The organism is Streptomyces sp. NPDC018964, assembly GCF_044390325.1.
Lineage (GTDB): Bacteria > Actinomycetota > Actinomycetes > Streptomycetales > Streptomycetaceae > Streptomyces.
In genome coordinates, this window is the sequence record NZ_JBIRYZ010000006.1 from 1 (window position 1) to 23,676 (window position 23,676).

Here is a 23,676-nt window from a genome sequence, read left to right on the forward strand (position 1 = left end):
CGGTCGAGCTGTTCGGCGGGGTGCGCTTCCCGGCCGTCGGCGAACTGCCGTATCTGCTGACCCTCGGGGGCCACGGCTTCTACTGGTTCCGGCTCCGCAAGGACGCCGCGTAGAACCCGGGGCGGGGCGGTTTCCACCGCCCCGCCCGGGGCACGCATGAGTAACACCCCGCCCACCGGCGGCGCCCCGTGGGCGCGCCGAACGAGGGGAGAGGACGCGACGCCATGTCGGAAGCCGTCACACGCACCGTCACGACACCGCCCGGCCTCCTTGCGTCACTGGATCCACTGTTGAGGGAATGGCTGCCACGGCAGCGCTGGTTCGCGGGCAAGGGCCGTCCCGTCACCGGGTTCTCCCTGGTCGCGGCCACCGAACTGCTGCCGCCCACCGCCAGGCTGGGCCTGTACCACCTGCTGGTGCGCGCGCACCAGCCGCTTCAGCCGGGCCACGACGGTCCCGCGCAGCCCGGCGACTGCTACCAACTGCTCATAGGCGTGCGCGAGGCGTTGCCGCCCCGGCTGGCGCCCGCGCTGATCGGTCATGTGACGCGGGGCCCGCTGGCCGGACGGACGGTCTACGAGGCCCTGCATGACACCCGGCCCGCCGAACTGCTCCTGGAGGCGCTGCGCACCCAGGCCCGGATCGGCGGGCTCCGCTTCGAGCGGGACCCAGGGCAGGAGATCCGGTCCGGTCTGGTGCCGCGCCTGGTGACCGCCGAGCAGTCGAACTCGTCGGTCGTCTACGGAGATACGTTCATTCTGAAACTGTTGCGCCGGATCGTGCCCGGGATCAACCCCGACCTGGAACTGCCGCTGGCGCTGGCCCGCGAGGGCTGCCCCCGGGTGCCCCCGCCGACGGCCTGGCTGGTCGCGGAGCCCGACGAGTCGCCCGGTCCGCCGACGTCGGCCGAGCCGTACGTCCTGGGGGTGCTCCAGCCGTTCGTGCAGGGCGCGACGGACGGCTGGGAGCTGGCGCTGCGGGAGCTGGCCAAGGGGGAGGACTTCGTCGCCGAGGCGCGGGACCTCGGACGGGCCACCGCCGAGGTGCACACCGCGCTGGCCCGCGCGCTGCCCACGGTCACGCTGGGGCACGCCCAGCTCCGCTCCCTGGCCGCCGGCATGACCGAGCGGCTGGAGGCGGCCGTGCACGCGGTGCCCGCGCTGCGGCCGTACGCGGACGGGCTGCGCTCGGCGTTCACGGCGCTGGACGACCTGGCCGCCGAAGGGCGCGTCTGGACCGCCCAGCGGGTCCACGGCGACCTGCACCTCGGGCAGTGCCTGCGCGCGCCGACCGGGGAGTGGTCGCTGATCGACTTCGAGGGGGAACCGGTCCGTCCACTGGCCGAGCGCCGGATGCCGCAGCCGGCGGTGCGGGACGTGGCCGGCATGCTGCGGTCCTTCGACTACGCGGCGCGTTCGGTGGACCCGCCGCAGCCGGACTGGGCCGTGCGGTGCCGGGCGGCGTACTGCTCCGGCTACGCGGAGGCGGCCGGCCGGGACCCGCGCACCGAGCCGGTGCTGCTGCGCGCGTACGAGACCGACAAGGCGGTCTACGAAGTGGTCTACGAGGCCCGGCACCGTCCCGAGTGGCTGCCCGTGCCGCTGGCCGCCGTGCACCGGCTCGCCACGACCGACCTGATCTGACCCATCCGACCCGCGCCCAGGAGGCTTCGCCCGTGACCCCCCGCCCCGAGTCCAGCGGTTCGCATCCGGAGCAGCCGGCCGAGCGGCAGCCCGCGGCCGCCGAGCCGGTGAAGAAGGCCGCCGCGAAGAAGACAGCGGCGAAGAAGACCGCCTCGGCGGCGAAGGCCACGACCAAGAAGGCTGCGACCAAGAAGGCTGCGACTAAGAAGGCCCCGGCCAAGAAAGCCACGACAGAGAAGGCGGCGACCGAGAAAGCGACGGTGAAGAAGGCCGCCGTGAAGAAGACAGCAGCTAAGAAAGCCGCGGTGAAGAAGACCGCTGCCGAGAGCCCGGCGAAGAAGACCGCGAAGAAGACCCCCGCCAAGAAGGCCCCGGCAAGGAAGACGGCACCGAAGAAGACGGCGCCGAAGGCCGTCCCCGCCTCCCAGTCCGCCCCGCCCGAGATGGAGATCGCCGTCTCCCCCGCCGTGACCGCCGACGACCGGGAGCGGCTGCTGAGCGGGACGCACCACGCCCCGCACTCCGTGCTCGGCGCGCATCCGGTGCCCGGCGGGGTCGTCTTCCGGGCGCTGCGGCCGTACGCCCTCGCGGTGACCGTCGTCTCCGGAGGCCTCACCGTCGAGCTGCACGACGACGGCGACGGCTTCTTCTCGGGACTGCTGCCGCTGGCCGAGGTCCCGGCGTACCGGCTGCTCGTGACGTACGAGGGGACAGTGCACGAGACGGAGGACGCGTACCGCTTCCTGCCCACGCTCGGCGAGCTCGACCTGCACCTGATCGGCGAGGGCCGGCACGAGGAGCTGTGGACGGTCCTCGGCGCGCACCCCATGACCCACCAGGGCGTCACCGGCACCCGCTTCTCGGTGTGGGCGCCGAACGCGCGCGGGGTACGGGTGTGCGGCACCTTCAACTTCTGGGACGGCACCGGCTTCCCCCTGCGGTCGCTGGGCTCGACGGGGGTGTGGGAGCTGTTCGTGCCGGGGATCGGCGAGGGCGAGCTGTACAAGTTCGAGATCACCCGCCCCGACGGTTCGAAGACGCTGCGCGCCGACCCGCTGGCCCGCCGCACCGAGGTGCCGCCGGCCACGTCGTCGATCGTCACGTCGTCGGCGTACGAGTGGGGTGACGCGGAGTGGCTGGAGCGGCGGGCGGCCGTGCCCGCGCACCGGGCGCCGTTCTCCGTGTACGAGGTGCACCTGCCGTCGTGGCGGCCGGGGCTGACGTACCGACAGCTCGCCGAGCAGCTCCCCGCGTACGTCAAGGACCTGGGCTTCACCCACGTGGAGCTGATGCCGGTCGCCGAGCACCCCTTCGGCGGTTCGTGGGGTTACCAGGTCACCGGGTTCTACGCGCCCACGGCCCGCCTCGGCACCCCGGACGACTTCCGGTACCTGGTGGACGCGCTGCACCGGGCCGGGATCGGGGTGCTGATGGACTGGGTGCCGGCGCACTTCCCGCGTGACGAGTGGGCGCTGGCGGAGTTCGACGGGCGTCCGCTGTACGAGCACGAGGACCCGCTGCGGGCGGCGCACCCGGACTGGGGGACGCTGGAGTTCGACTTCGGCAGGCGCGAGGTGCGCAACTTCCTCGTCGCCAACGCCCTGTACTGGTGCGAGGAGTTCCACATCGACGGGCTGCGGGTGGACGCGGTCGCCTCGATGCTCTACCTGGACTACTCGCGCGAGCCGGGCCAGTGGACGCCGAACGAGCACGGCGGCCGGGAGAACCTGGACGCGGTGGCGTTCCTGCAGGAGATGAACGCCACCGTGTACCGCAGGGTGCCGGGGGTCGTGACGATCGCGGAGGAGTCCACGGCCTGGGACGGCGTCACCCGGGCCACCCACCACAAGGGCCCCAGCGGCTTCGGTGGGCTCGGCTTCGGCCTGAAGTGGAACATGGGCTGGATGCACGACTCGCTCCAGTACATGAGCCACGAGCCGGTCCACCGCCGCTACCACCACGGCGAGATGACCTTCTCGATGGTGTACGCGTACAGCGAGAACTACGTGCTGCCGATCTCCCACGACGAGGTGGTGCACGGCAAGCGGTCCCTGGTGTCGAAGATGCCCGGCGACTGGTGGCAGCAGCGCGCCAGTCTGCGGGCCTACCTGGGCTTCATGTGGGCCCACCCCGGCAAGCAGCTCCTGTTCATGGGGCAGGAGTTCGCGCAGGGGGCGGAGTGGTCGGAGGCGCACGGCCCGGACTGGTGGCTGCTCGACCCGCACTACGGCGCCGAGGCCGACCACCGCGGGGTGCGCGACCTGGTGCGCGACCTCAACACCGTGTACGGGGACACCCCGGCGCTGTGGGAGGGCGACACCGAGCCGTCCGGTTTCCGGTGGGTGACCGGGGACGCCGCCGAGGACAACGTGTTCGCGTTCCTGCGGTACGACTCCGACGGCTCCCCGCTGCTCGCGGTCTCCCACTTCGCCCCGGTGGTCCGGCAGGACTACCGGATCGGGGTCCCCGACGACGTGCCCGCCTGGCACGAGGTGGTGAACACCGACGCCGGCCGCTACGGCGGCGGTGGCGTCACCCTCCCCGACCCGGTCAAGCCGGAGCCGCAGGGGCGGCACGGGTTCCCGGCGTCGATCCGGCTGACCCTGCCGCCCCTGGCGACGGTGTGGCTGCGTCCGGCCTGAGACCGGTCAGCCCAACGCGTCGGCCAGCGGCCTCGGCAGCGGCTCGGTGTGCAGGACGCCGAGCCGCTGGGTGGCGCGGGTGAGCGCCACGTACAGGTCGCTGGTGCCGTAGCGGCCCGGCTCGACGACCAGGACCGAGTCGAACTCCAGCCCCTTGGCCTGGCGCGGGTCGAGCAGCACGACGGCGTGCGCCAGGTCGGGCTCGGCGCCCGCCGTCACCCCGTCGAGGCGGGCGGCCAGCGCCCGGTGCAGCTCGCGCGGGGCGATGACGGCGAGGCGGCCCTCGTCGGGGGTGAGCTCCGCGACGGCCTCGGCGACGGCGCCGGGCAGGTCGTCGGTGGCGCGGGCCCAGGGCCGTACGCCCGTGGAGCGGACCGAACCGGGCGGTTCGAAGCCGGGGTGCTCGGCGCGCACCACCGCCGCGGCGACGTCCATGATCTCGGCGGGGGTGCGGTAGTTGACGCCGAGCCGGGTGTGCTCCCAGCGGTCCTCGACGAACGGGGTGAGGATGTCCGCCCAGGAGCCGACGCCGCCCGCCTCGGAGGTCTGTGCCGGGTCGCCGACCAGGGTCATCGAGCGGGTGGGGCTGCGCCGCATCAGCAGCCGCCACGCCATCGGGGAAAGCTCTTGTGCCTCGTCGACGATGATGTGTCCGAACGCCCAGGTGCGGTCGGCGGCGGCGCGTTCGGCGGCGCTGCGGTGGTCGTTCTCCTCGTGCCGTTCGGCGAAGCGTTCGGCGTCGATGATGTCGTGCGCGGACAGCACCTCGGAGGAGTCCGGGTCGTCGTCCTCCTTGTCCTCGAACTCGAAGGTGCGGGAGGCGTACGAGACGTCCAGGACGCCCTGGGCGAAGGCGATCTGCGTCTGCCGTTCGCGTTCGGCGCGCTCGCGTTCGAGGCGGTCGTCCTCGCCGAGGAGTTCGGCGGCCTCGTCGAGCAGGGGCACGTCGGAGACGGTCCAGTGCCGGGTGACCGGGCGGCGGACCGCGGCGGCGTCCTCGTCGGAGAGGTAGCCCTCGGGTGCGGCGAGGAAGTCGGCGACCAGGCGCTGCGGAGTGACCCTCGGCCACAGCTGGTCGATGGCGGACCAGACCTCGGGGTTCTCGGCGAGCTCGTCGCGGATCTGGGTGACGTCGCTGGGGTCGAGCAGGTTGGAGCCGTCGTAGGGGTCGGTGCCGATGCGTTCGGCGACCATGTCGGTGAGCGCGTTGAGGATGTGGCCCTCGAAGTGCTCGCGGGCCACGTTGTGCGGCAGCCTGGTGGCGCGGGTGCGTTCGCGGGCGACGTTCACCAGGCCGTCGTCGAGCATGAGGACCTCGCGGTCGTGCTCGATCGCGATCACCGGGTCGGGCAGCGCCTGCCGGTCGCGTACGACGTCGGCGAGGACGTCGGCCATCTCGGCGCGGCCCTTGACGGCGGCGGCCTCGGGGGTGTCGGTGCGGGTGGTCCTCACGCCGGGGTACAGCTCGCCGACGGTCGCGAGGAGCACGCCGGTCTCGCCGAGGCTGGGCAGCACCTCGCCGATGTAGCCGAGGAACGCCGGGTTGGGGCCGACGATCAGGACGGCGCGGCGGGCCAGCAGCTCGCGGTGCTCGTAGAGCAGGTAGGCGGCGCGGTGCAGGGCGACGGCGGTCTTGCCGGTGCCGGGGCCGCCCTCGACGACCAGCACCCCGCGGTGCGGGGCGCGGATGATGCGGTCCTGGTCGGCCTGGATGGTGCGCACGATGTCGCCCATGCGGCCGGTGCGCGCGGAGTTCAGCGCGGCGAGCAGCACGGCGTCACCGGTCGGGTCCTCGTGGCCGGTGCGGGTCTCGTCGCCGAGGTCGAGGACCTCGTCGTGCAGGGCGGTGACCCGGCGGCCCTCGGTGGAGATGTGGCGGCGGCGCCGCAGGCCCATCGTGGTGTGGCCGGTGGCCAGGTAGAACGGGCGCGCGACGTCGGCCCGCCAGTCGATGAGGACGGGCGTGCGCTCGGCGTCGTCGGCGCGCAGGCCGATGCGGCCGATGTGGTGGGTGTCGCCGGAGGCGAGGTCGATGCGGCCGAAGCAGAGGGAGCCGTCCACGGCGTTCAGCGCGGCGAGCAGCCCGGAGCGCTCGGCGACCAGGATGTCCCGTTCCAGCCTGGCCTGCCGGGGGGTGTGGCCCTGGGCGAGCGCCTCCGTGACGGACACCTCGGCGTCGCCGCGCAGGGCGTCCACGCGTGCGTACAGTCCGTCGACGAATTGCTGTTCCTGCCGCAATTCCTCGTCCGGAAATTCGGTGTTTGACAATTCCGCTCCCGCCCGGATATACTGTGTTCACTGAACTTCACCGCGACTCCTCGGAAAATGAAGTCGCGAATCAATGAATATACGCAAAGAAAACCCCCGGGCGCAATTGCCCGGGGGTTTTCTTGTGCCGCGTACCCGCTCGCACCAGGTCGTCGTACCAGGTCAGAGCACGTCCGACAGTTCTTCGAGCAGCCGCCGCTTGGGCCTGGCCCCCACCATCGACCGGACCGGCTCCCCGTCGCGGAACACCATGAAGGTCGGCATCGACAGCACCTTGTAGGCGTTGGTCGTGTCCGGATTGGCGTCCACGTTCAGCTGGACGACCTTCAGCCGGCCCTCCTCCTCGGCGGCCAGCGCGCGCAGCACCGGCGCCATCTGCCGGCACGGCGGACACCAGTCGGCCGTGAACTCCACCAGCACCGGCAGCTCCGACCCGATCACCTCGTCCGCGAAGTCCGCATCGGTCACCTCGGTCACCTCGGTCACACCGCTCATCACAGCTCCCCTCCCAGTTCGCACACCGGTTCCGGACCGCCCGGAACCGCCGCGTCGGCGGCCAGCTCGTCCCGCGCCCGCTCCGCGCGCTTCAATTGCTGCCCGACCTTCTCCCGTACCGCGCGCAGCTCGCCGATCAGGGCGTCCAGCTCGTCCAGCTTGCGCCGGTAGACCTGGAGCGAGGCGGGGCACGCGTCGCCCTCGGGGTGCCCGGCGCGCAGGCACTCCACGAAGGGCCGGGTCTCCTCCAGATCGAACCCGAAGTCCTGGAGCGTGCGGATCTGCCGCAGCAGCCTCAGATCGCTCTCGTCGTACGTCCGGTATCCGTTGCCTGCGCGCCGCGCGGACAGCAGTCCGCGTGACTCGTAGTACCGCAGCGTCCGCGTGGTGGTCCCGGCCCGTGCGGCCAGCTCGCCGATTCGCATGCCGACGAACGTAAGCCTTGACGTCGGCGTCAAGGCAAGGGCGGGCGGGCCCGGCGGGAAGGTGAAGGCGGGCGGGACGGAAACGGCCGAGCGGCCGGACCCACGGGGGTGGGGTCCGGCCGCCCGGCGGTGGTGGAGGCCCGGCGACGGGTGCCGGGCCTCCGGCGACCGGTCGGCCGAGCAACGGGGGAGTATCCCGACCGACCGGGGTCCACGGGGTGGAGCGTCGGCCGTCAGGCCTTGGCCAGCTCCTTCTCGCCGCCCGTCTCGGGCAGCTCGGCGCGGGCCTCGTCGGCGTCGCCGCCGGAGGCGTGGTCGTCCAGCAGCGTCTTCTCGTCGAAGGGGGCGCGGCCGGCCAGGACCTCGTCCACCCGGGCCCGGTCGATCTCCTTGGTCCAGGTGCCGATCAGGACGGTGGCGACGGCGTTGCCCGCGAAGTTGGTGAGGGCGCGAGCCTCGCTCATGAAGCGGTCGATGCCGACGATGAGGCCGATGCCGTCCACCAGGGCCGGCTTGTGCGACTGGAGACCGCCGGCCAGCGTGGCCAGACCGGCACCGGAGACACCGGCCGCGCCCTTCGAGGCCACCAGCAGGAAGAGCAGCAGCGGGATCTGCTCGCCGATCGACATCGGCGTGCCCATGGCGTCGGCGATGAACAGCGAGGCCATGGTCATGTAGATCATGGTGCCGTCGAGGTTGAAGGAGTAGCCGGTCGGGACGGTGATGCCGACCACCGGCTTGCTGACGCCCAGGTGCTCCATCTTCGCGATGAGGCGCGGCAGCGCCGACTCCGACGAGGAGGTGGAGAGGATCAGCAGGAACTCGCGGCCCAGGTACTTGAAGAGCGAGAAGACGTTGACGCCCGCGATGAGGCGCAGCATCGTGCCCAGCACCAGGAAGATGAACAGCACACAGGTGACGTAGAAGCCGAGCATCAGCACGGCCAGGCTCTTGAGCGCGTCGACGCCGGCCGAGCCGGTGACCGCGGCGATGGCGCCGAAGGCACCGACCGGGGCCGCCCACATGATCATCGCCAGGACGCGGAAGACCAGCCGCTGGATGTGCTCGATGCCGCGCAGGACGGGCTGTCCGGCGGGGCCCATGGCCTGGAGGGCGAAACCGCAGAGCAGGGCGACCAGCAGGGTCTGCAGGACCTCACCGGCGGTGAACGCGGAGACGATCGTGGTCGGGATGATGCCCATCAGGAAGTCGACGGTGCTCTTGGCCTCCGCGTCGACCTGCGCCTGACCGGTCTCCTTGACGGCGTCGGTGACCGCGAGGCCCGTACCCGGGTCCAGGATGTTGCCGACGATCAGGCCGATGGCGAGCGCGACGACCGACATGACCATGAAGTAGCCGAGCGCGATACCGCCGACCGCGCCGACCTTGGCGGCCTTCCGCACGGAACCGATGCCCAGCACGATGGTGCAGAAGATGATCGGCGAGATCATCATCTTGATCAGGTTCACGAACCCGGTGCCGAGCGGCTTCAGCTCGGTCGCGAAGTCGGGCGCGATCAGACCGACGGCGATGCCGAGGGCGACCGCGATGATCACCGCGATGTAGAGGTAGTGCGTGCGGTCCCGCTTGGCCTTGGGTGCGGCAGGTGCCGTAGCGGATGTGCTGGTCACGGCGGCCCTCCTTGACGACGTCGTCGGCATCACCGGCGTGCGGCTCACGTCCGGGGGATGGGTTTTCGGGGAACGCCGTGACTATGCCGTGCCCTGTGAGCGCGGTCACCCTTCCGTTCATTTAGTTCACCGTGGGCCCCGGAGGCAGACTGGCGGCATGCGCTTCCCCCTCCCCCGGCCCCGCAGCCTCGCGGGTCAGCTCTTCGCCATGCAGGCCGTGCTCATCGCGGTCGTCGTGGCCGGGTACGCGCTGTTCAGCTACGTCAGCGACCGCAGCCAGGCCGAGCAGGCGGCAGGCCGTCAGGCCACCTCCGTGGCCCGTTCGATCGCCGACTCGCCCTCCGTGCGGGAGGCGATCCGCACCCCCGACCCGTCGGCGGAGCTCCAGCCGTACGCGCTGGCGGTGGTACGGAACACCGACATCGACTTCGTCACGATCATGGACCCGCGGGGCATCCGCTGGACCCACCCCGACCCCGACCAGATCGGCCTGGTCTTCCAGGGCCACACCGGCCCGGCGCTTCAGGGCCGCACCTTCACCGAGACCTACACCGGTACCCTCGGACCGTCGGTCCGGGCGGTCACCCCGATCCGGGACGGCGACCGGATCACCGGCCTGGTCAGCGCGGGCATAAGGGTCGAGGAGATCAGCCAGCGCGCCCGGGGACAGCTCACGGCGCTGCTCGCGGTCGCGGCCGGCGCCCTCGGGCTCGGCGCCATCGGCACGTACGTCATCAACGCCCGGCTGCGCCGCCACACCCACGGCATGAACGCGACCGAGCTCAGCCATATGCACGACTACCATCAGGCCGCGCTGCACGCCGTGCGCGAGGGGCTGCTGATGCTGGACTGGCGGTACAGGATCGCGCTGATCAACGACGGCGGCCGGGAGCTGCTGGGCGTGGGCCAGGAGGAGGACGTGGTGGGCAGGTCGGTGGCGGAGCTGGGGCTGCCCACACCGCTGACGGGGGCGCTGCTGGCCTCCGAGCCCCGGGTGGACGAGGTGCACCTGACGGCGGACCGGGTGCTGGTGGTGAACACCTCACCGGTCACCGGCGGCCAGCGGCGCGGCTCGGTGGTGACGCTGCGGGACGTCACCGAGCTCCAGTCGCTGATGGGCGAGCTGGACTCCGAGCGGGGCTTCACCCAGGCGCTCAGGTCGCAGGCGCACGAGGCGGCGAACCGGTTGCACACCGTCGTCTCGCTGATCGAGCTGGGCCGGGCGGAGGAGGCGGTGGACTTCGCCACCGCCGAGCTGGAACTGGCGCAGGCGCTCACCGACCAGGTGGTGGCGGCGGTGAGCGAGCCGGTGCTGGCCGCGCTGCTGCTGGGCAAGACGGCGCAGGCCAACGAGCGGGGCGTGGAACTGGTGGTGTCGGACGACAGCCGCCTGGACGACGGCCTCCTCCCGGACACCCTGCCCGCCCGGGACCTGGTCACCATCCTCGGCAACCTGATCGACAACGCCGTGGACGCGGCGCAGGGCGGGGTCCGGCCCCGCGTGACGGTGACGGCGCTGACGGAGGAGGACGGGGACGGGGGCGGCTCGGAGCTGATCCTGCGGGTCTCCGACACCGGCCCCGGCGTCGACCCGGACCACACGGAGGCGGTCTTCCAGCGGGGCTTCACGACCAAGCCGTCCGGTCCCGGCGGGCGAGGGCTGGGGCTGGCGCTCGTACGGCAGGCGGCGGGCCGGCACGGCGGGACGCTGTCGGTGACGTCCGGGGACGAGGGCGGCGCGGTGTTCGAGGCACGGCTGCCGTTGAGGGACGCCGCTGTCGCACAGGGTCCGGGAGGCGCCGTATGAGCGGGGAGCCCATCAGAGTGCTGGTCGTCGAGGACGACCCGGTGGCCGCCGACGCCCACGTGATGTACGTCGACCGGGTGCCCGGCTTCGTCGCCGTCGGCAAGGCGCACACCGGCGCGGAGGCCCGCCGGGTCCTGGACCGCACCCCCGTCGACCTGCTCCTCCTCGACCTGCACCTGCCCGACGTGCACGGACTCCAGCTCGCCCGCTCCCTGCGGGCGGCCGGCCACCACGCCGACGTGATCGCGGTGACGTCGGCGCGGGATCTCGCGGTCGTCCGGGAAGGAGTCTCGCTGGGCGTCGTCCAGTACGTACTGAAGCCGTTCACCTTCGCGACCCTGCGGGACCGGCTGGTGCGGTACGCCGAGTTCCACGCGGCGGTGGGCGAGGCGAGCGGGCAGGACGAGGTGGACCGGGCACTGGCGGTCCTGCGGGCCCCGGGGCCGGCCGCGCTGCCGAAGGGGCTGAGCGGGCCGACGCTGGAACGGGTGACGGGGGTGCTGCGGGAGGCGGGGGACGGGCTGACCGCGGCGGGGGTCGCCGAGGAGGTGGGGATCTCCCGGATCACGGCCCGGCGGTATCTGGAGCACCTGGTGGAGGCGGGGAGGGCCGGGCGTGCGCCGGTGTACGGGCAGGTGGGGCGACCGGAGCTGGTGTACCGATGGGTCCGGGGGGTGGAGAAGGGGCGTTAGGACCTGTCCGGGCGTGATCCCCGCGGACAAGGCTTGTCCGTCCCGCACGACCTGAGAACACCCGTGCGGGCGCGGCATCACCACCCCCGCCACGAAGAGACCGCGGTCGTCCCTGTGGCCGGGTTCCGCATCGCAGGCGTCCTCCGCTGGTCCGTTCACTCGCCCGACGGCCGCTGAGCGGACCTTCCGGCCGGTGGCCGTGTCCGATGACGCGGCCGCCGGGCGAGTGCGGAGGTGTGTCAGCGGACGACGTCGAACACGTTCTTCTGCAGGCCGTTGGCGTACGCCTCGTGCTCGACCAGCTTCAGCTTCTGGGTGTCCTTGTCCGTGTCGCTGAACAGGCGCTTGCCCGCACCGAGCAGGAGCGGGAAGACGAGCAGGTGGTAGCGGTCGATCAGGCCGGCGTCCGAGAGGCTCCGGTTCAGGGAGGCACTGCCGTGGACGATGATCGGGCCGCCCTCGGTCTCCTTCAGGGCGGCGACCTCGTCGAGCGAACGCAGGATCGTCGTCTCGCCCCAGCCCGCCACCAGTTCGCCCTCGGTGAGGGTGGTGGAGACCACGTACTTCGGCATCACCTTGTAGTCGGCGAAGTCCGCCATGTCCGGCCACACCGGGCTGAACGCCTCGTAGCTGGTCCGGCCCATCAGCATCGCCGTGGCTTCCTTCTGCTCGCGGCCCTTGATGTCGAACGCCTCGGGGAGGAACTCGACGTCCTTGAAGGTCCAGCCGGAGTTCCGGTAACCGGGCTCGCCACCCGGGGCCTCCACGACGCCGTCGAGCGAGATGAAGGCGGTACTGATCAGGGTACGCATCGAAGGTTCCTCGGTAGCTCGTGTCTGATTCTCAGCGGGTCGGACCGGTGGACGCTTCGGCCGTACTCACGGCTGCTGCGCACCGGTCACGACCTATGACTGCCGATCATGAAGGAACTCATCGGCCCGCGCCCCGTTTTCCGGCAGTTCGACGACCGGATCAACTCCGAGGGCACCACGGGAGTACGCCACCGGGCTGCCGGGGCCGGACCACGCGAAGGCGTCCGACGTGGAGTCGGGCGTCCGGACCATCCCGCCGGAGCGGATCCGCACGCCCGCCGGCGACCACGAGTGCGCGGACGAGCGGTACGTCGAAGCTCTGGTCGCCATGGCCGACGTGGGCAAGCGGGGCTGGTGGCTGCAGTACCGAGGAAGCCTCCCCCAAGGCCTGCTGAATGTCGCCGAGTCGGAGTGGTTCGCCACCCGCCTGCGGAGCTACCAGACCGTACATGTGCCGGGGCTGCTGCAACTCGGCGAATACGCCCGTGCCGTCCTCACCGCGGCGCTTCCGCCCCTGCCCGACTCCGAAGTCGAACTCCGCGTCGTACAGCGCCTGCGGCGTCAGCAGGTTCTGGACCGCGACAGTCCCGTCGAGTACGTGGCGTACGTGCACGAGTGGGCCATGCGGATGCAGTTCGGCGGACGTCGCGTCATGCGCGGGCAACTGCATCACCTTTGCCGGGTATCCGAGCGCGGCACCGTCGAACTGCGTGTGCTCCCCGTCGAAGCCGGCGCCTTCCCGGTGCCGGGCACGCCGTGCTCTACGCCCATGGCCCGGTCCCCCGGCTCGACACCGTTCAGCTGGACTCCGCCCACGGCGGCGAGTTCACTCACTCCGAGGCCCAGCTCGCCGAGTACCGAATCCACATGGACTGGTGGCAGGACCACACGCTCAGCCCACAGGACTCACGCGACCTCATCCACTCCATCGCCCGGCAGCTCTGACCTCTGAGAGGACCTCATGCCCGACATCACCTGGGAAGCCCCCTTCTGCGCCGAGGGCAACAACTGCTTCCGCACAGGCACCGATCCCCAAGGCAACGCCTGCATCGCCGTCGCCGGCCAGGAGGACCACTACCTCACCGACACCCGCGAAGCCCTCCGGACCCTCATCCGCGACATCAAGTCCGGCAAGGCCGACCACCTTCTCTAGATGATCAATTCCAAGGGTGCGATTGAGCGCTGCGTCTGGCTGGCTGAGGGCTTGAATCGGCGGCTCGTCGTGCCCCAGCAGTTTTGTGTGCTCCCGTCGGCCGATTCTCACTCCTCCTGAGTGATGACATGGATGCGCCCGGCGGTTGACGCCCGTGGGGGCAGTGGTGACTGAGACTTGAACTCCGTTGCTTGAATGGGGAGTTCAAGTGGATCGATGGGATCGGGCTGGGCGGGTCGCGGCGTACGGGGCAGCGCTGGCGCTGACGCCCTACCTGCTGATCAAGGTGTCGTGGGTGGTCGGTTCGCTCCTGGGGCTGCTGCCGGTCGGGACCGGATTCGGCAAGGCGGAGTGGGTGGTGCTCAACAGCGCCACGATCGGTATGGCAGGGATCGGGATCGCGGTGGCGCTCGCGCTGGTGCGGCCGTGGGGGATGCGCATACCGGGGGCGCCGTTGGCCTTCTGCGCTTGGGTGGGAACGGGGTTCCTCGTCCCGGTGCTGCCGTACGCCGTTCTCAGTTCGCTGCTGAGCCCAGAGGATGGCAATCCGAAGAGCGGGGGTGACGCCGACCCGTCGATGCCGGTCTGGGAGGCCGCGCTGGTTCAGATCGGGTTCGTAGGTATGGGGCTGGGTCTGGCCATCGCGCTGCCCACGTACTTGCGGCGGCGCTGGCCGGATGCGTTCGCGGGTCGGCTCGGCGACCGTGGGGAGGGTTCGTCGAGGGTGCTGCCATGGATGACGGTGGTCGGCGCCGCGGTCGGTCTCATCTGGCTGTACTGGGCGGTGGGCGGCACCGCTGGGGTCGCCCACCCCGGCGAGCGGGACCTCGCTTGGCGTGTGCTGTCCGGCGTCTTCGGGCTCTGGGCGTTCGTGGCGTCCGCCGCCACCTGGGCTGCCGTCCGAGGCCGGCCCGCACGAGTCCCCCGATGGGGCCCGATGGTGTTCGGCTGGCTCGGCTCGGGCTCGTTGTTCGCCTGGAGCGGCTGGAAGCTTCCGTTCACCCTGTACCTGGCGGTCGCGCAACCGGCCGATGCGGCCCTGCCGGAAAACCTCGCGCTCGCGGCGGTCCTGCACCTCGCAGCGGTGGGGGCGGGCGCCGCGATGCTGCGAGCGCTCGTTCATACGCGGCTGGTGTCATCGAACTCGTAGCCGACCCGCCCAAGACCTTCATGTGACGAACAACCTGGACACCCCCGCGACAGCACTGTATGTGCACCAGGCCCTGGAACGCGGCGAGCGCGTCGTGGCGAACCGTGACCGGACGCCGCTGACCGGTGGAGGGTCAGTTGTCGAGCGGTACGACTTCACCGTCGGCCACGAGGTGAGGTGTGATGCCCCGCTCATGGGCGGCGCGGCCGAACCGCTCGGCCATGTCGGGCTGTTCGGTGTACGCAGGAGCGTTGTCGAACAGTTCGCAGTGGATCGCGCAGGCCGCTGTGGCGCCGAGAGCCGCCGCGGCCTCCACCGCCTGTTCGGGCGTCAGTGTGACGGGCACGTTGGCCTCGTAGCCCTCGAACCTGGCGATCACGCCGTTGACGCCGCCTCCCCCACACCGGAGCGGGCCGGTAAGCGGTCCGCCTCTCTGCCGCAGTCGTTGATCAAGGAGGTCGAGGTCCGGACCGGGAAGTCCGGGTTCTCGGCCGTCGTCTCCGAGGCGCTGGAGCAGTGACTTGCCATGGCCAAGCTGCGCGAGGCCGACGAGCGCGAGTTCGGGCCGGTCAGCGACGAGGCGATGAGGCGGGCGGAATCCGAGTGGTGAGCAAACGCCCCACGTTCCCGTTGCCCCGGCCGGACATCAGCGCCGTCGACGACAGGAACGTGAGGCGTCCGGCAGATCACACATACCGAAGCTGTGCGCCGCCGCTCCGGACCTGCCGGGACAGCCCTCGATCGACGCCATCACGGTGTGAGTGAGCACGGGTGCCCCCTCTCACCGTTCGGTGATTGGACAGTTTCTCCCGACATGACGCCCCTTATGCGGCATTTCGCCGGGAGAAGCTGTCCCATCACGCTGCCGGCACCGGGGCCTGGGCGGCCGTCCGGCAGGGCGGGGCCGCCCCTCGTGCCGTACCGGCTAGAAGACCGACTCCGCCTCGTCCATCCGGTCCCCCGGCACCGTCTTCAGTTCGGTGACCGCCTCCGCCAGCGGCACCATCACGATGTCGGTCCCCCGCAGGGACGTCATCTTGCCGAAGTCGCCCCGGTGCGCCGCCTCCACCGCGTGCCAGCCGAAGCGGGTCGCGAGGACGCGGTCGTACGCCGTCGGCACGCCGCCGCGCTGGACGTGGCCGAGGATGACCGGCTTGGCCTCCTTGCCGAGCCGGCGCTCCAGCTCGTACGCCAGGGCCGTACCGATGCCCTGGAAGCGCTCGTGGCCGAACTTGTCGATCTCGCCCTTGCCGTAGTCCATGGTGCCGTCGGCCGGGTGCGCGCCCTCGGCGACGCAGATCACCGCGAACTTCTTGCCGCGGGCGAAGCGTTCCTCCACCATCTTGACCAACTGGGCCGGGTCGAAGGGGCGTTCGGGCAGGCAGATGCCGTGGGCGCCGGCGGCCATGCCGGACTCCAGGGCGATCCAGCCCGCGTGCCGGCCCATGACCTCGACGACCATCACGCGCTGGTGGGACTCGGCGGTGGTCTTGAGGCGGTCCATCGCCTCCGTGGCGACGCCGACCGCCGTGTCGAAGCCGAAGGTGCGGTCCGTGGACGAGATGTCGTTGTCGATCGTCTTCGGGACGCCGACCACCGGCAGGCCCGCGACCGACAGCATGTGCGCCGCGGTGAGCGTGCCCTCGCCGCCGATCGGGATCAGCGCGTCGATGCCGAAGTCGCGGATCATGTCCGAGGCGTTCTCGCAGGCCTCGCGGAGGCGGTCGCGCTCCAGCCGGGAGGAGCCCAGTATGGTGCCGCCGCGGGCCAGGATGCCGCTGACCGCGTCGAGGTCGAGCGTGCGGTAGCGGCCGTCGAGCAGGCCGGAGTAGCCGTCCTCGAAGCCGATGACCTCGTCGCCGTAGTTGTCGACCGCCCGGTGCACGACCGACCGGATCACGGCGTTCAATCCAGGGCAGTCGCCGCCTGCGGTGAGCACTCCTATACGCATCGTGCCGAGTCTCCTGGTCGCTGTCGATACCGGTGAGCCAGTCCCGATTCTTTCACGTCCCCCGGGGCTCCGCCGACGCCATCCGGGTGGGCGGCCTAGCCAGAGCCGGAGGTATTGTCAAGAGGGGTCCGCTCACCTGAGTGGGCGATTTTTTGCGGCCCCGCCGAAGACCCTTGCGGCCTCGACGAAACGGAGAGCGCGCGTGACCCGCAGCGTGTACGTGACCGGTATCGACCGCGGCGACGGCCGCCAGGTCGTCGAACTCGGGGTCATGGAGCTCCTGACCAGGCAGGTCGACCGGGTGGGCGTCTTCCGTCCCCTGGTGCACGACGGGCCCGACCGCCTCTTCGAACTGCTGCGCGCTCGGTACCGGCTCACCCAGGACCCGGCGACCGTCTACGGCCTGGACTACCACCAGGCGTCCGCCCTCCAGGCCGAGCAGGGCACGGACGAGCTGGTGTCCACCCTCGTCGACCGGTTCCACCGGGTCGCCCGCGACTACGACGTCGTCCTCGTCCTCGGCACCGACTACGCCGACACCCAGTTCCCGGACGAGCTCAGCCTGAACGCCCGGCTCGCCAACGAGTTCGGCGCCTCCGTGATCCCGGTCGTCGGCGGCCGCAGGCAGACCGCCGAGTCGGTGCGCGCCGAGACCACCAACGCCTACCGCGCCTACGACACCCTCGGCTGCGACGTGCTCGCCATGGTGGTCAACCGGGTCGCCCGCGAGGACCGGGACGAGCTGGCCGAGCGGCTCGCCGGCCGGCTGCCGGTGCCCTGCTACGTGCTGCCGGACGAGCCGGCGCTGTCCGCCCCGACCGTCTCCCAGATCGCGCACACCCTCGGCGCGAAGGTGGTGCTCGGTGACGACTCCGGGCTGGCCCGCGACGCCCTGGACTTCGTGTTCGGCGGTGCCATGCTGCCGAACTTCCTCGCCGCCCTGACCCCGGGCTGCCTCGTCGTCACGCCGGGCGACCGCGCCGACCTGGTCGTCGGTTCGCTGGCCGCGCACAGCGCCGGAACCCCGCCGATAGCCGGGGTGCTGCTCACCCTGGACGAGGTCCCGGCCGAGCACATCCTCACCCTCGCCGACCGGCTCGCCCCCGGCACGCCGGTACTGTCGGTGCCGGGCACCAGCTTCCCCACCGCCGAACAGCTCTTCTCCCTGGAGGGCAAGCTGAACGCGGCCACCCCGCGCAAGGCGGAGCGGGCGCTCGGCCTGTTCGAGCGGTACGCCGACACCGCGGACCTCACCAAGCGGGTCTCCGCGCCGAGCAGCGACCGCGTCACCCCGATGATGTTCGAGCACAAGCTGCTGGAGCAGGCCCGCTCGGACCTGCGCCGGGTCGTGCTCCCCGAGGGCACCGAGGAGCGGGTGCTGCACGCGGCCGAGGTGCTGCTGCGCCGGGGCGTGTGCGAGCTGACCCTGCTCGGTGACGTCGACCAGATCCGCAAGAAGGCCGCCGACCTGGGCATCGACCTCGGCGACACCCAGCTGATCGACCCGGCCACCTCCGAGCTGCGGGACGCGTTCGCCGAGAAGTACGCCGCCCTGCGCGCCCACCGGGGCGTCACCGTGGAGCTGGCCTACGACGTCGTCTCCGACGTGAACTACTTCGGCACGCTGATGGTGCAGGAGGGCCTCGCCGACGGCATGGTGTCGGGCTCGGTGCACTCCACGGCGGCGACGATCCGGCCGGCCTTCGAGATCATCAAGACCAAGCCGGACGCGGACATCGTGTCGTCCGTCTTCTTCATGTGCCTGGCCGACAAGGTGCTGGTCTACGGCGACTGCGCGGTCAACCCGGACCCGGACGCCGAGCAGCTCGCCGACATCGCGGTGCAGTCGGCGGTCACGGCGGCACGGTTCGGGGTGGAGCCGCGGATCGCGATGCTGTCGTACTCGACCGGCACGTCCGGTTCCGGCGCCGACGTCGACAAGGTGCGCGCCGCCACCGAGCTGGTGCGCTCGCGCCGGCCCGACCTGCGGATCGAGGGGCCGATCCAGTACGACGCGGCCGTGGAGCCGTCGGTCGCGGCGACCAAGCTGCCCGGCTCGGAGGTGGCCGGTCAGGCGACGGTGCTGGTCTTCCCCGACCTGAACACCGGCAACAACACCTACAAGGCCGTACAGCGCTCGGCCGGCGCCATCGCCGTCGGGCCGGTGCTCCAGGGTCTGCGCAAGCCGGTCAACGACCTGTCCCGGGGCGCCCTGGTGCAGGACATCGTCAACACCGTCGCCATCACGGCGATCCAGGCCCAGTCCTCCGCCCAGTCCACCGCCCCGTCCCCGACCGAGAAGGCGACCGTCCAGTGAGCCGCACCCGCGTCCTCGTCCTCAACTCCGGCTCCTCGTCGGTGAAGTACCAGCTGCTGGACATGCGCGACAGCAGCCGGCTGGCCTCCGGTCTCGTCGAGCGGATCGGTGAGCGGACCTCCCTCGTCCGGCACACCCCGCTCGCGGCGGGCGGCGGGACCCGGGAGCGGACCGGTCCGGTCGCCGACCACGGTGCCGCGCTGAAGACGATGGCCGAGGAGCTGGCCGCCGACGGCCTCGGCCTCGACTCCCCCGAGCTGGCCGCCATCGGCCACCGGGTGGTGCACGGCGGGAAGCGCTTCACCGAGCCGACGGTGATCGACGACCCGGTGCTGGCGGAGATCGAGCGGCTGATCCCGGTGGCGCCGCTGCACAACCCGGCCAACCTGACCGGCATCCGCACCGCCATGGCGCTGCGCCCGGACCTGCCGCAGGTCGCCGTCTTCGACACCGCCTTCCACACCACGATGCCGGAGTCGGCGGCCCGCTACGCGATCGACGTCGAGACCGCCGACGCGCACCGCGTCCGCCGCTACGGCTTCCACGGCACCTCGCACGCGTACGTCTCCCGGGAGACCGCGAAGCTGCTGGGGAAGGCGCCCGAGGAGGTGAACGTCATCGTGCTGCACCTGGGCAACGGGGCGTCCGCCTCGGCCGTACGGGGCGGTCGTTGCGTGGACACCTCCATGGGGCTGACGCCCTTGGAGGGACTCGTGATGGGTACGCGGTCCGGAGACATGGACCCGGCCGTCATCTTCCATTTGATGCGTGTTGGCGGAATGTCCGCCGACGAGATCGACACTCTCCTCAACAAGAAGAGCGGTCTGGTCGGACTCTGCGGTGACAACGACATGAGGGAGATCCGGCGCCGGATCGACGAGGGCGACGAACAGGCGAAGCTGGCGTTCGACATCTACATTCACCGTCTGAAGAAGTACATCGGTGCCTATTACGCCGTTCTCGGACGGGTGGACGCGGTGGCCTTCACCGCCGGGGTCGGCGAGAACGCCGCCCCGGTGCGGGAGGCGGCCGTGGCGGGCCTGGAAGGGCTGGGCCTGGCGGTGGACGGCGAGTTGAACACCGTACGCGGCGGCGGGCCGCGGCTGATCTCGCCCGAGGGCGCGCGGGTCGCGGTCGCGGTGGTACCGACGGACGAGGAAATGGAGATCGCTCAGCAGACATACGCACTGGTCGGAAAGTACAACTGAGCAGGGACTTCCTCATATGTACTTTCCGTCAGACGGAATATTCCGCTGCGAAACAAACCGATAGGATCGCCCCATGCGCCGTTCGAAAATCGTCTGTACTCTCGGCCCCGCGGTCGACTCCCACGAGCAGCTCGTCGCTCTGATCGAAGCCGGCATGAACGTGGCCCGCTTCAACTTCAGCCACGGCTCGCACGCCGAGCACCAGGGCCGGTACGACCGGGTCCGTGCCGCCGCCAAGGAGACGGGCAGGGCCATCGGTGTCCTCGCCGACCTCCAGGGCCCGAAGATCCGCCTGGAGACCTTCGCCGAGGGTCCCGTCGAGCTGGTGCGCGGTGACGAGTTCACCATCACCACCGAGGACGTGCCGGGCGACAAGACGATCTGCGGAACGACCTACAAGGGCCTGCCCGGTGACGTGGCCAAGGGCGACCAGATCCTGATCAACGACGGCAACGTCGAGCTGAAGGTCACCGAGGTCGACGGCCCCCGCGTGAAGTCGATCGTCATCGAGGGCGGTGTCATCTCCGACCACAAGGGCATCAACCTGCCCGGCACGGCGGTGAACGTGCCCGCGCTGTCCGAGAAGGACATCGAGGACCTGCGCTTCGCCCTGCGGATGGGCTGCGACCTGGTCGCGCTCTCCTTCGTCCGGGACGCCAAGGACGTCGCCGACGTCCACCGCGTGATGGACGAGGAGGGCCGCCGGGTCCCCGTCATCGCCAAGGTGGAGAAGCCGCAGGCGGTGGAGAACATGGAGGACGTCGTGGCGGCCTTCGACGCCGTCATGGTCGCGCGCGGCGACCTCGCCGTCGAGTACCCGCTCGAGAAGGTCCCCATGGTGCAGAAGCGCCTGATCGAGCTCTGCCGGCGCAACGCCAAGCCGGTGATCGTGGCGACCCAGATGATGGAGTCGATGATCACCAACTCCCGGCCGACCCGCGCCGAGGCCTCCGACGTGGCCAACGCGATCCTGGACGGCGCCGACGCGGTCATGCTGTCGGCCGAGTCGAGCGTGGGCGCGTACCCGATCGAGACCGTGCGGACGATGTCGAAGATCGTCCAGGCGGCCGAGCAGGAGCTGCTCTCCAAGGGCCTGCAGCCGCTGGTGCCGGGCAAGAAGCCGCGCACGCAGGGTGGTTCGGTGGCCCGCGCGGCCTGCGAGATCGCCGACTTCCTCGGCGGCAAGGGCCTGGTGGCCTTCACCCAGTCCGGTGACACGGCCCGGCGCCTTTGCCGCTACCGCGCCGCCCAGCCGATCCTGGCGTTCACCACGGACGAGTCGACCCGCAACCAGCTCGCGCTGAGCTGGGGCGTGGAGCCGTACGTCGCGCCGTTCGTGAACAGCACCGACGAGATGGTCGAGCTGGTGGAGCAGGAGCTGCTCAAGCTGAACCGCTTCAGCGAGGGCGACATCGTGATCATCACGGCCGGTTCGCCCCCCGGCGTCCCCGGCACCACCAACATGGTCCGTGTCCACCACCTGGGCGAGGCGACCGGCTGACCGTGAGGGTCCCGTACGGCACCGAGGGCGCCCCCTGTGGCAGGGGGCGCCCTCGGTGTGTTGCGGCTCCCGGAAGGGTCCTGGCGGCGTTCAGCCGGTGATGTACTGCTGCAGTCCGGGCACGTGCAGGGTACCGCCGAACTGGCCGGCCTGCTTCACCGTCACCTTGGTGAAGTAGATCAGCGGGATGTTGAGCGGCGGCGGGTGCTCCGGGTCGAACGTGACCGGGATCAGGCCGAGCAGGTTGCCGGAGATGCTCTCGGTGTACATCACGGTGTCGCCGTCGCGGATGGTGGACGTCGACCCCTTGGCCGCCTGCACGTGGTGGGTCGCGCCGGACCGCTTGTCCTCGACCGTCTGGTGCAGGTCGCCGATGTCGGTGCCGTCGGAGATGACGTACTTCAGCACCCTCTTGGTGGCGCCGCTCGCCGTCCGCACCTCGACGATGCCCTGGTAGTCGGCGCCCTTCAGCAGCAGGGAGCTGGCGTTGAGGGTCCAGGGGTCCTCGGGCAGCAGGATCTCGTTGTCGACGCCGCCCTCGGCGTCGGTGGCGACCGGGCAGTCCTCGGGGTCGACCGTGGCCGACGCGGAGGGGCTGGGGGAGGCGGTGGCCGCGGGGGTCTCGGTGGCCTCCTCGACCGTCTCCTCGGCGTCCTCGGCGGCCTTCGTCGCCTTGTCGGTGGTGTCCTTCGCGGTGTCCCCGGCCGCTTCGGTGGCCTTCTCGGTGGTCTCCCCGACGGTTTCGGCGGCGTCCTCGGCCGCGTTCCGCGTGGCGGAGGCGGACGGGGTGGGGCTCGCCTCGGCCTCCTTCTCCTTCGGGGTGAGGACGTCCTCGAGGGCGTCCCCGAGGCCCTCCAGGAGGTTGCGGTCGGTCTTCGAGGGCTCCGGCTCGGGCTCGGCGGAGGCGGAAGGCGCGGGCGCCGGCTCGTCCTTGTCGTCGGAACCTGAATCCGACGAAGAGGACGACGAGGACGTGTCCTTGTCCGTGCCCCGGTCCGCCTCGGGGCCCTTCTGCTCGCCGGAGGTCTCCGCCGAGGGCTCCTCCTCCGCGGACGCGCTCCCGCTCGCCGACGCGGACGGCGTGGGCGACGCGGAGGCGTCGTCCTTCTCGGCGCCCTCGATGACCTCCAGGCAGGCCTGGTACTCGTCGACGGTCAGGCTGTTCGCCGTCGGCGTCCCGTCGTTGTTGTCGGCGAGGGCCAGCGTCGGCGTGAACCCCATCCCCATGAGGACCGCCGTGGGCATCGCCGCCAGGGCTATCGCCTTGCCGCTCGGTACGTGGAATCTCGTGAACAGCGGCTTCTTCGGGGCCGCGTGACGCGGTCCGCGCACCTCGTCAGCCGACACGGTGCCCCCCTGCGGCCCGAACGCCGTCCGCCTCACCGTCTTCCCCCTTCTCGAAGGAGACGGCCGGGAACCGCGGTGCCGCGGCGGGGTCCTGGGGTGCGCCGTCCGGCGCCGCCTCACCCGTGGGCGCGTCGGCGCCGTCCTGCTCCCCCGCCGCCTCGACCGGCGGTTCGCCCGGCGCCCAGGAGAGGGAGAGCGCGCCACCGATCAGCGCGAGCAGGAAGCCGATCAGGAAGCCGCCTATGTTGGAGACCACCAGGGACACCAGGGCCAGCAGGATCGACGCGACACCGGCGAAGACCCGGGTGGCCGACTGGAACCACATGGTCAGGCCCAGCGTGAACAACAGCACGCCGATGATCAGCGACCCGGCGCCGGCCGTCGTCGCCATGGCGAGCGACATGTGGCCCAGCTTGAGCGTGGCGTAGGGGAAGTACGCGATGGGGATTCCGCCCAGCAGCGTGAACAGACCGGCCCAGAACGGCCGGGTGCCCCGCCAGTCGCGGAATCGCAGACGCAGCCGGGTGAAGGTACCGGCGCTCTGGACCGGAGTCTCGGCACTCATGGAAAACAGCTCCCTGGGTCCGGTGGGGGTACGTACCGGCTCGGCCGTAGGCGTGGAGAAGCCGGAAGT

Annotated in this window: 20 protein-coding genes and 1 pseudogene; 12 read left to right on the forward strand and 9 right to left on the reverse strand. The window is 71.1% G+C overall.

Going from position 1 to position 23,676, the window contains the following annotated elements:
• The 3 genes from ACH5AO_RS11640 to glgB form a co-directional block, all read left to right on the forward strand.
• Positions 1 to 113, forward strand: a 113-nt coding sequence (locus ACH5AO_RS11640; protein ID WP_385059174.1) for an alpha-glucosidase C-terminal domain-containing protein, incomplete at its 5' end; no start/stop codon positions are given.
• Positions 114 to 224: 111 nt separating this feature from the next.
• Positions 225 to 1,643 carry a maltokinase gene (locus ACH5AO_RS11645; protein ID WP_398924060.1) on the forward strand — a complete coding sequence of 473 codons (1,419 nt, stop codon included), beginning with the start codon at positions 225 to 227 and terminating at the stop codon, positions 1,641 to 1,643.
• Between the two features lie 32 nt (positions 1,644 to 1,675).
• Positions 1,676 to 4,285, forward strand: coding sequence for a 1,4-alpha-glucan branching enzyme (gene glgB / locus ACH5AO_RS11650; protein ID WP_398924061.1), 2,610 nt, complete (start codon positions 1,676 to 1,678; stop codon positions 4,283 to 4,285).
• 6 nt (positions 4,286 to 4,291) lie between these two features.
• Here glgB and ACH5AO_RS11655 read toward each other — a convergent pair whose 3' ends face one another.
• The 4 genes from ACH5AO_RS11655 to ACH5AO_RS11670 all read right to left on the reverse strand — a co-directional run bounded on the left by ACH5AO_RS11655 (position 4,292) and on the right by ACH5AO_RS11670 (position 9,104).
• The gene (locus tag ACH5AO_RS11655) at positions 4,292 to 6,523 is read right to left on the reverse strand and encodes a HelD family protein (RefSeq protein WP_398924406.1); all 2,232 of its coding nucleotides are present in this window, start codon (positions 6,521 to 6,523) and stop codon (positions 4,292 to 4,294) included.
• A gap of 192 nt (positions 6,524 to 6,715) precedes the next feature.
• The gene (gene trxA, locus ACH5AO_RS11660) at positions 6,716 to 7,030 is read right to left on the reverse strand and encodes a thioredoxin (RefSeq protein ID WP_398924407.1); all 315 of its coding nucleotides are present in this window, start codon (positions 7,028 to 7,030) and stop codon (positions 6,716 to 6,718) included.
• A 17-nt stretch (positions 7,031 to 7,047) separates the two neighbouring features.
• Entirely contained in the window at positions 7,048 to 7,473 is a 426-nt protein-coding gene (locus ACH5AO_RS11665; protein ID WP_398924062.1) for a MerR family transcriptional regulator, read from the reverse strand.
• A 233-nt stretch (positions 7,474 to 7,706) separates the two neighbouring features.
• Positions 7,707 to 9,104 carry a cation:dicarboxylate symporter family transporter gene (locus tag ACH5AO_RS11670; RefSeq protein ID WP_398924063.1) on the reverse strand — a complete coding sequence of 466 codons (1,398 nt, stop codon included), beginning with the start codon at positions 9,102 to 9,104 and terminating at the stop codon, positions 7,707 to 7,709.
• Between the two features lie 157 nt (positions 9,105 to 9,261).
• Between ACH5AO_RS11670 and ACH5AO_RS11675 the strand changes: the two genes are divergently transcribed.
• Together ACH5AO_RS11675 and ACH5AO_RS11680 are read left to right on the forward strand one after the other, a co-directional pair.
• The gene (locus ACH5AO_RS11675; RefSeq protein ID WP_398924064.1) at positions 9,262 to 10,911 is read left to right on the forward strand and encodes an ATP-binding protein; all 1,650 of its coding nucleotides are present in this window, start codon (positions 9,262 to 9,264) and stop codon (positions 10,909 to 10,911) included.
• Entirely contained in the window at positions 10,908 to 11,603 is a 696-nt protein-coding gene (locus ACH5AO_RS11680) for a response regulator (protein ID WP_398924065.1), read from the forward strand. Before ACH5AO_RS11675 ends, ACH5AO_RS11680 begins: the two co-directional genes overlap by 4 nt.
• A 239-nt stretch (positions 11,604 to 11,842) precedes the next feature.
• Here ACH5AO_RS11680 and ACH5AO_RS11685 read toward each other — a convergent pair whose 3' ends face one another.
• On the reverse strand, positions 11,843 to 12,415 hold the full coding sequence (locus ACH5AO_RS11685) for a dihydrofolate reductase family protein (RefSeq protein WP_398924066.1): 573 nt from the start codon (positions 12,413 to 12,415) through the stop codon (positions 11,843 to 11,845).
• 328 nt (positions 12,416 to 12,743) lie between these two features.
• Between ACH5AO_RS11685 and ACH5AO_RS11690 the strand changes: the two are divergent.
• The 4 genes and pseudogenes from ACH5AO_RS11690 to ACH5AO_RS11705 all read left to right on the forward strand — a co-directional run.
• Positions 12,744 to 13,118 (forward strand): annotated as a pseudogene (locus tag ACH5AO_RS11690) (DUF5753 domain-containing protein); the annotation flags it as partial.
• 53 nt (positions 13,119 to 13,171) lie between these two features.
• The gene (locus ACH5AO_RS11695) at positions 13,172 to 13,360 is read left to right on the forward strand and encodes a Scr1 family TA system antitoxin-like transcriptional regulator (RefSeq protein ID WP_398924418.1); all 189 of its coding nucleotides are present in this window, start codon (positions 13,172 to 13,174) and stop codon (positions 13,358 to 13,360) included.
• A 16-nt stretch (positions 13,361 to 13,376) separates the two neighbouring features.
• Positions 13,377 to 13,568: a hypothetical protein gene (locus tag ACH5AO_RS11700; protein ID WP_398924067.1), complete on the forward strand. Its 192-nt coding sequence runs from the start codon at positions 13,377 to 13,379 to the stop codon at positions 13,566 to 13,568.
• A gap of 208 nt (positions 13,569 to 13,776) precedes the next feature.
• Positions 13,777 to 14,718 carry a hypothetical protein gene (locus tag ACH5AO_RS11705; protein WP_398924068.1) on the forward strand — a complete coding sequence of 314 codons (942 nt, stop codon included), beginning with the start codon at positions 13,777 to 13,779 and terminating at the stop codon, positions 14,716 to 14,718.
• Positions 14,719 to 14,851: 133 nt separating this feature from the next.
• Here the strand turns inward: ACH5AO_RS11705 and ACH5AO_RS11710 are convergent, their stop codons facing one another.
• Together ACH5AO_RS11710 and ACH5AO_RS11715 are read right to left on the reverse strand one after the other, a co-directional pair.
• Positions 14,852 to 15,097, reverse strand: coding sequence for a hypothetical protein (locus ACH5AO_RS11710; RefSeq protein ID WP_398924069.1), 246 nt, complete (start codon positions 15,095 to 15,097; stop codon positions 14,852 to 14,854).
• A gap of 546 nt (positions 15,098 to 15,643) precedes the next feature.
• On the reverse strand, positions 15,644 to 16,669 hold the full coding sequence (locus tag ACH5AO_RS11715) for an ATP-dependent 6-phosphofructokinase (protein ID WP_398924070.1): 1,026 nt from the start codon (positions 16,667 to 16,669) through the stop codon (positions 15,644 to 15,646).
• A 202-nt stretch (positions 16,670 to 16,871) separates the two neighbouring features.
• Between ACH5AO_RS11715 and pta the strand changes: the two genes are divergently transcribed.
• The 3 genes from pta to pyk all read left to right on the forward strand — a co-directional run bounded on the left by pta (position 16,872) and on the right by pyk (position 21,695).
• Complete coding sequence (pta, locus tag ACH5AO_RS11720; protein WP_398924071.1) at positions 16,872 to 18,986, forward strand: phosphate acetyltransferase; 2,115 nt, start codon at positions 16,872 to 16,874, stop codon at positions 18,984 to 18,986.
• Entirely contained in the window at positions 18,983 to 20,194 is a 1,212-nt protein-coding gene (locus tag ACH5AO_RS11725; RefSeq protein WP_398924072.1) for an acetate kinase, read from the forward strand. Before pta ends, ACH5AO_RS11725 begins: the two co-directional genes overlap by 4 nt.
• Positions 20,195 to 20,267: 73 nt before the next feature.
• Entirely contained in the window at positions 20,268 to 21,695 is a 1,428-nt protein-coding gene (pyk, locus tag ACH5AO_RS11730) for a pyruvate kinase (RefSeq protein ID WP_398924073.1), read from the forward strand.
• A 90-nt stretch (positions 21,696 to 21,785) separates the two neighbouring features.
• On the opposite strand, the gene ACH5AO_RS11735 is transcribed toward pyk, so the two are convergent.
• Both ACH5AO_RS11735 and ACH5AO_RS11740 read right to left on the reverse strand, forming a co-directional pair.
• A complete protein-coding gene (locus ACH5AO_RS11735; protein WP_398924074.1) occupies positions 21,786 to 23,042 on the reverse strand; it encodes a hypothetical protein in 1,257 nt (418 codons plus the stop codon).
• A complete protein-coding gene (locus ACH5AO_RS11740) occupies positions 23,032 to 23,607 on the reverse strand; it encodes a DUF6114 domain-containing protein (protein WP_398924075.1) in 576 nt (191 codons plus the stop codon). Before ACH5AO_RS11740 ends, ACH5AO_RS11735 begins: the two co-directional genes overlap by 11 nt.
• Positions 23,608 to 23,676: the final 69 nt, after the last annotated feature.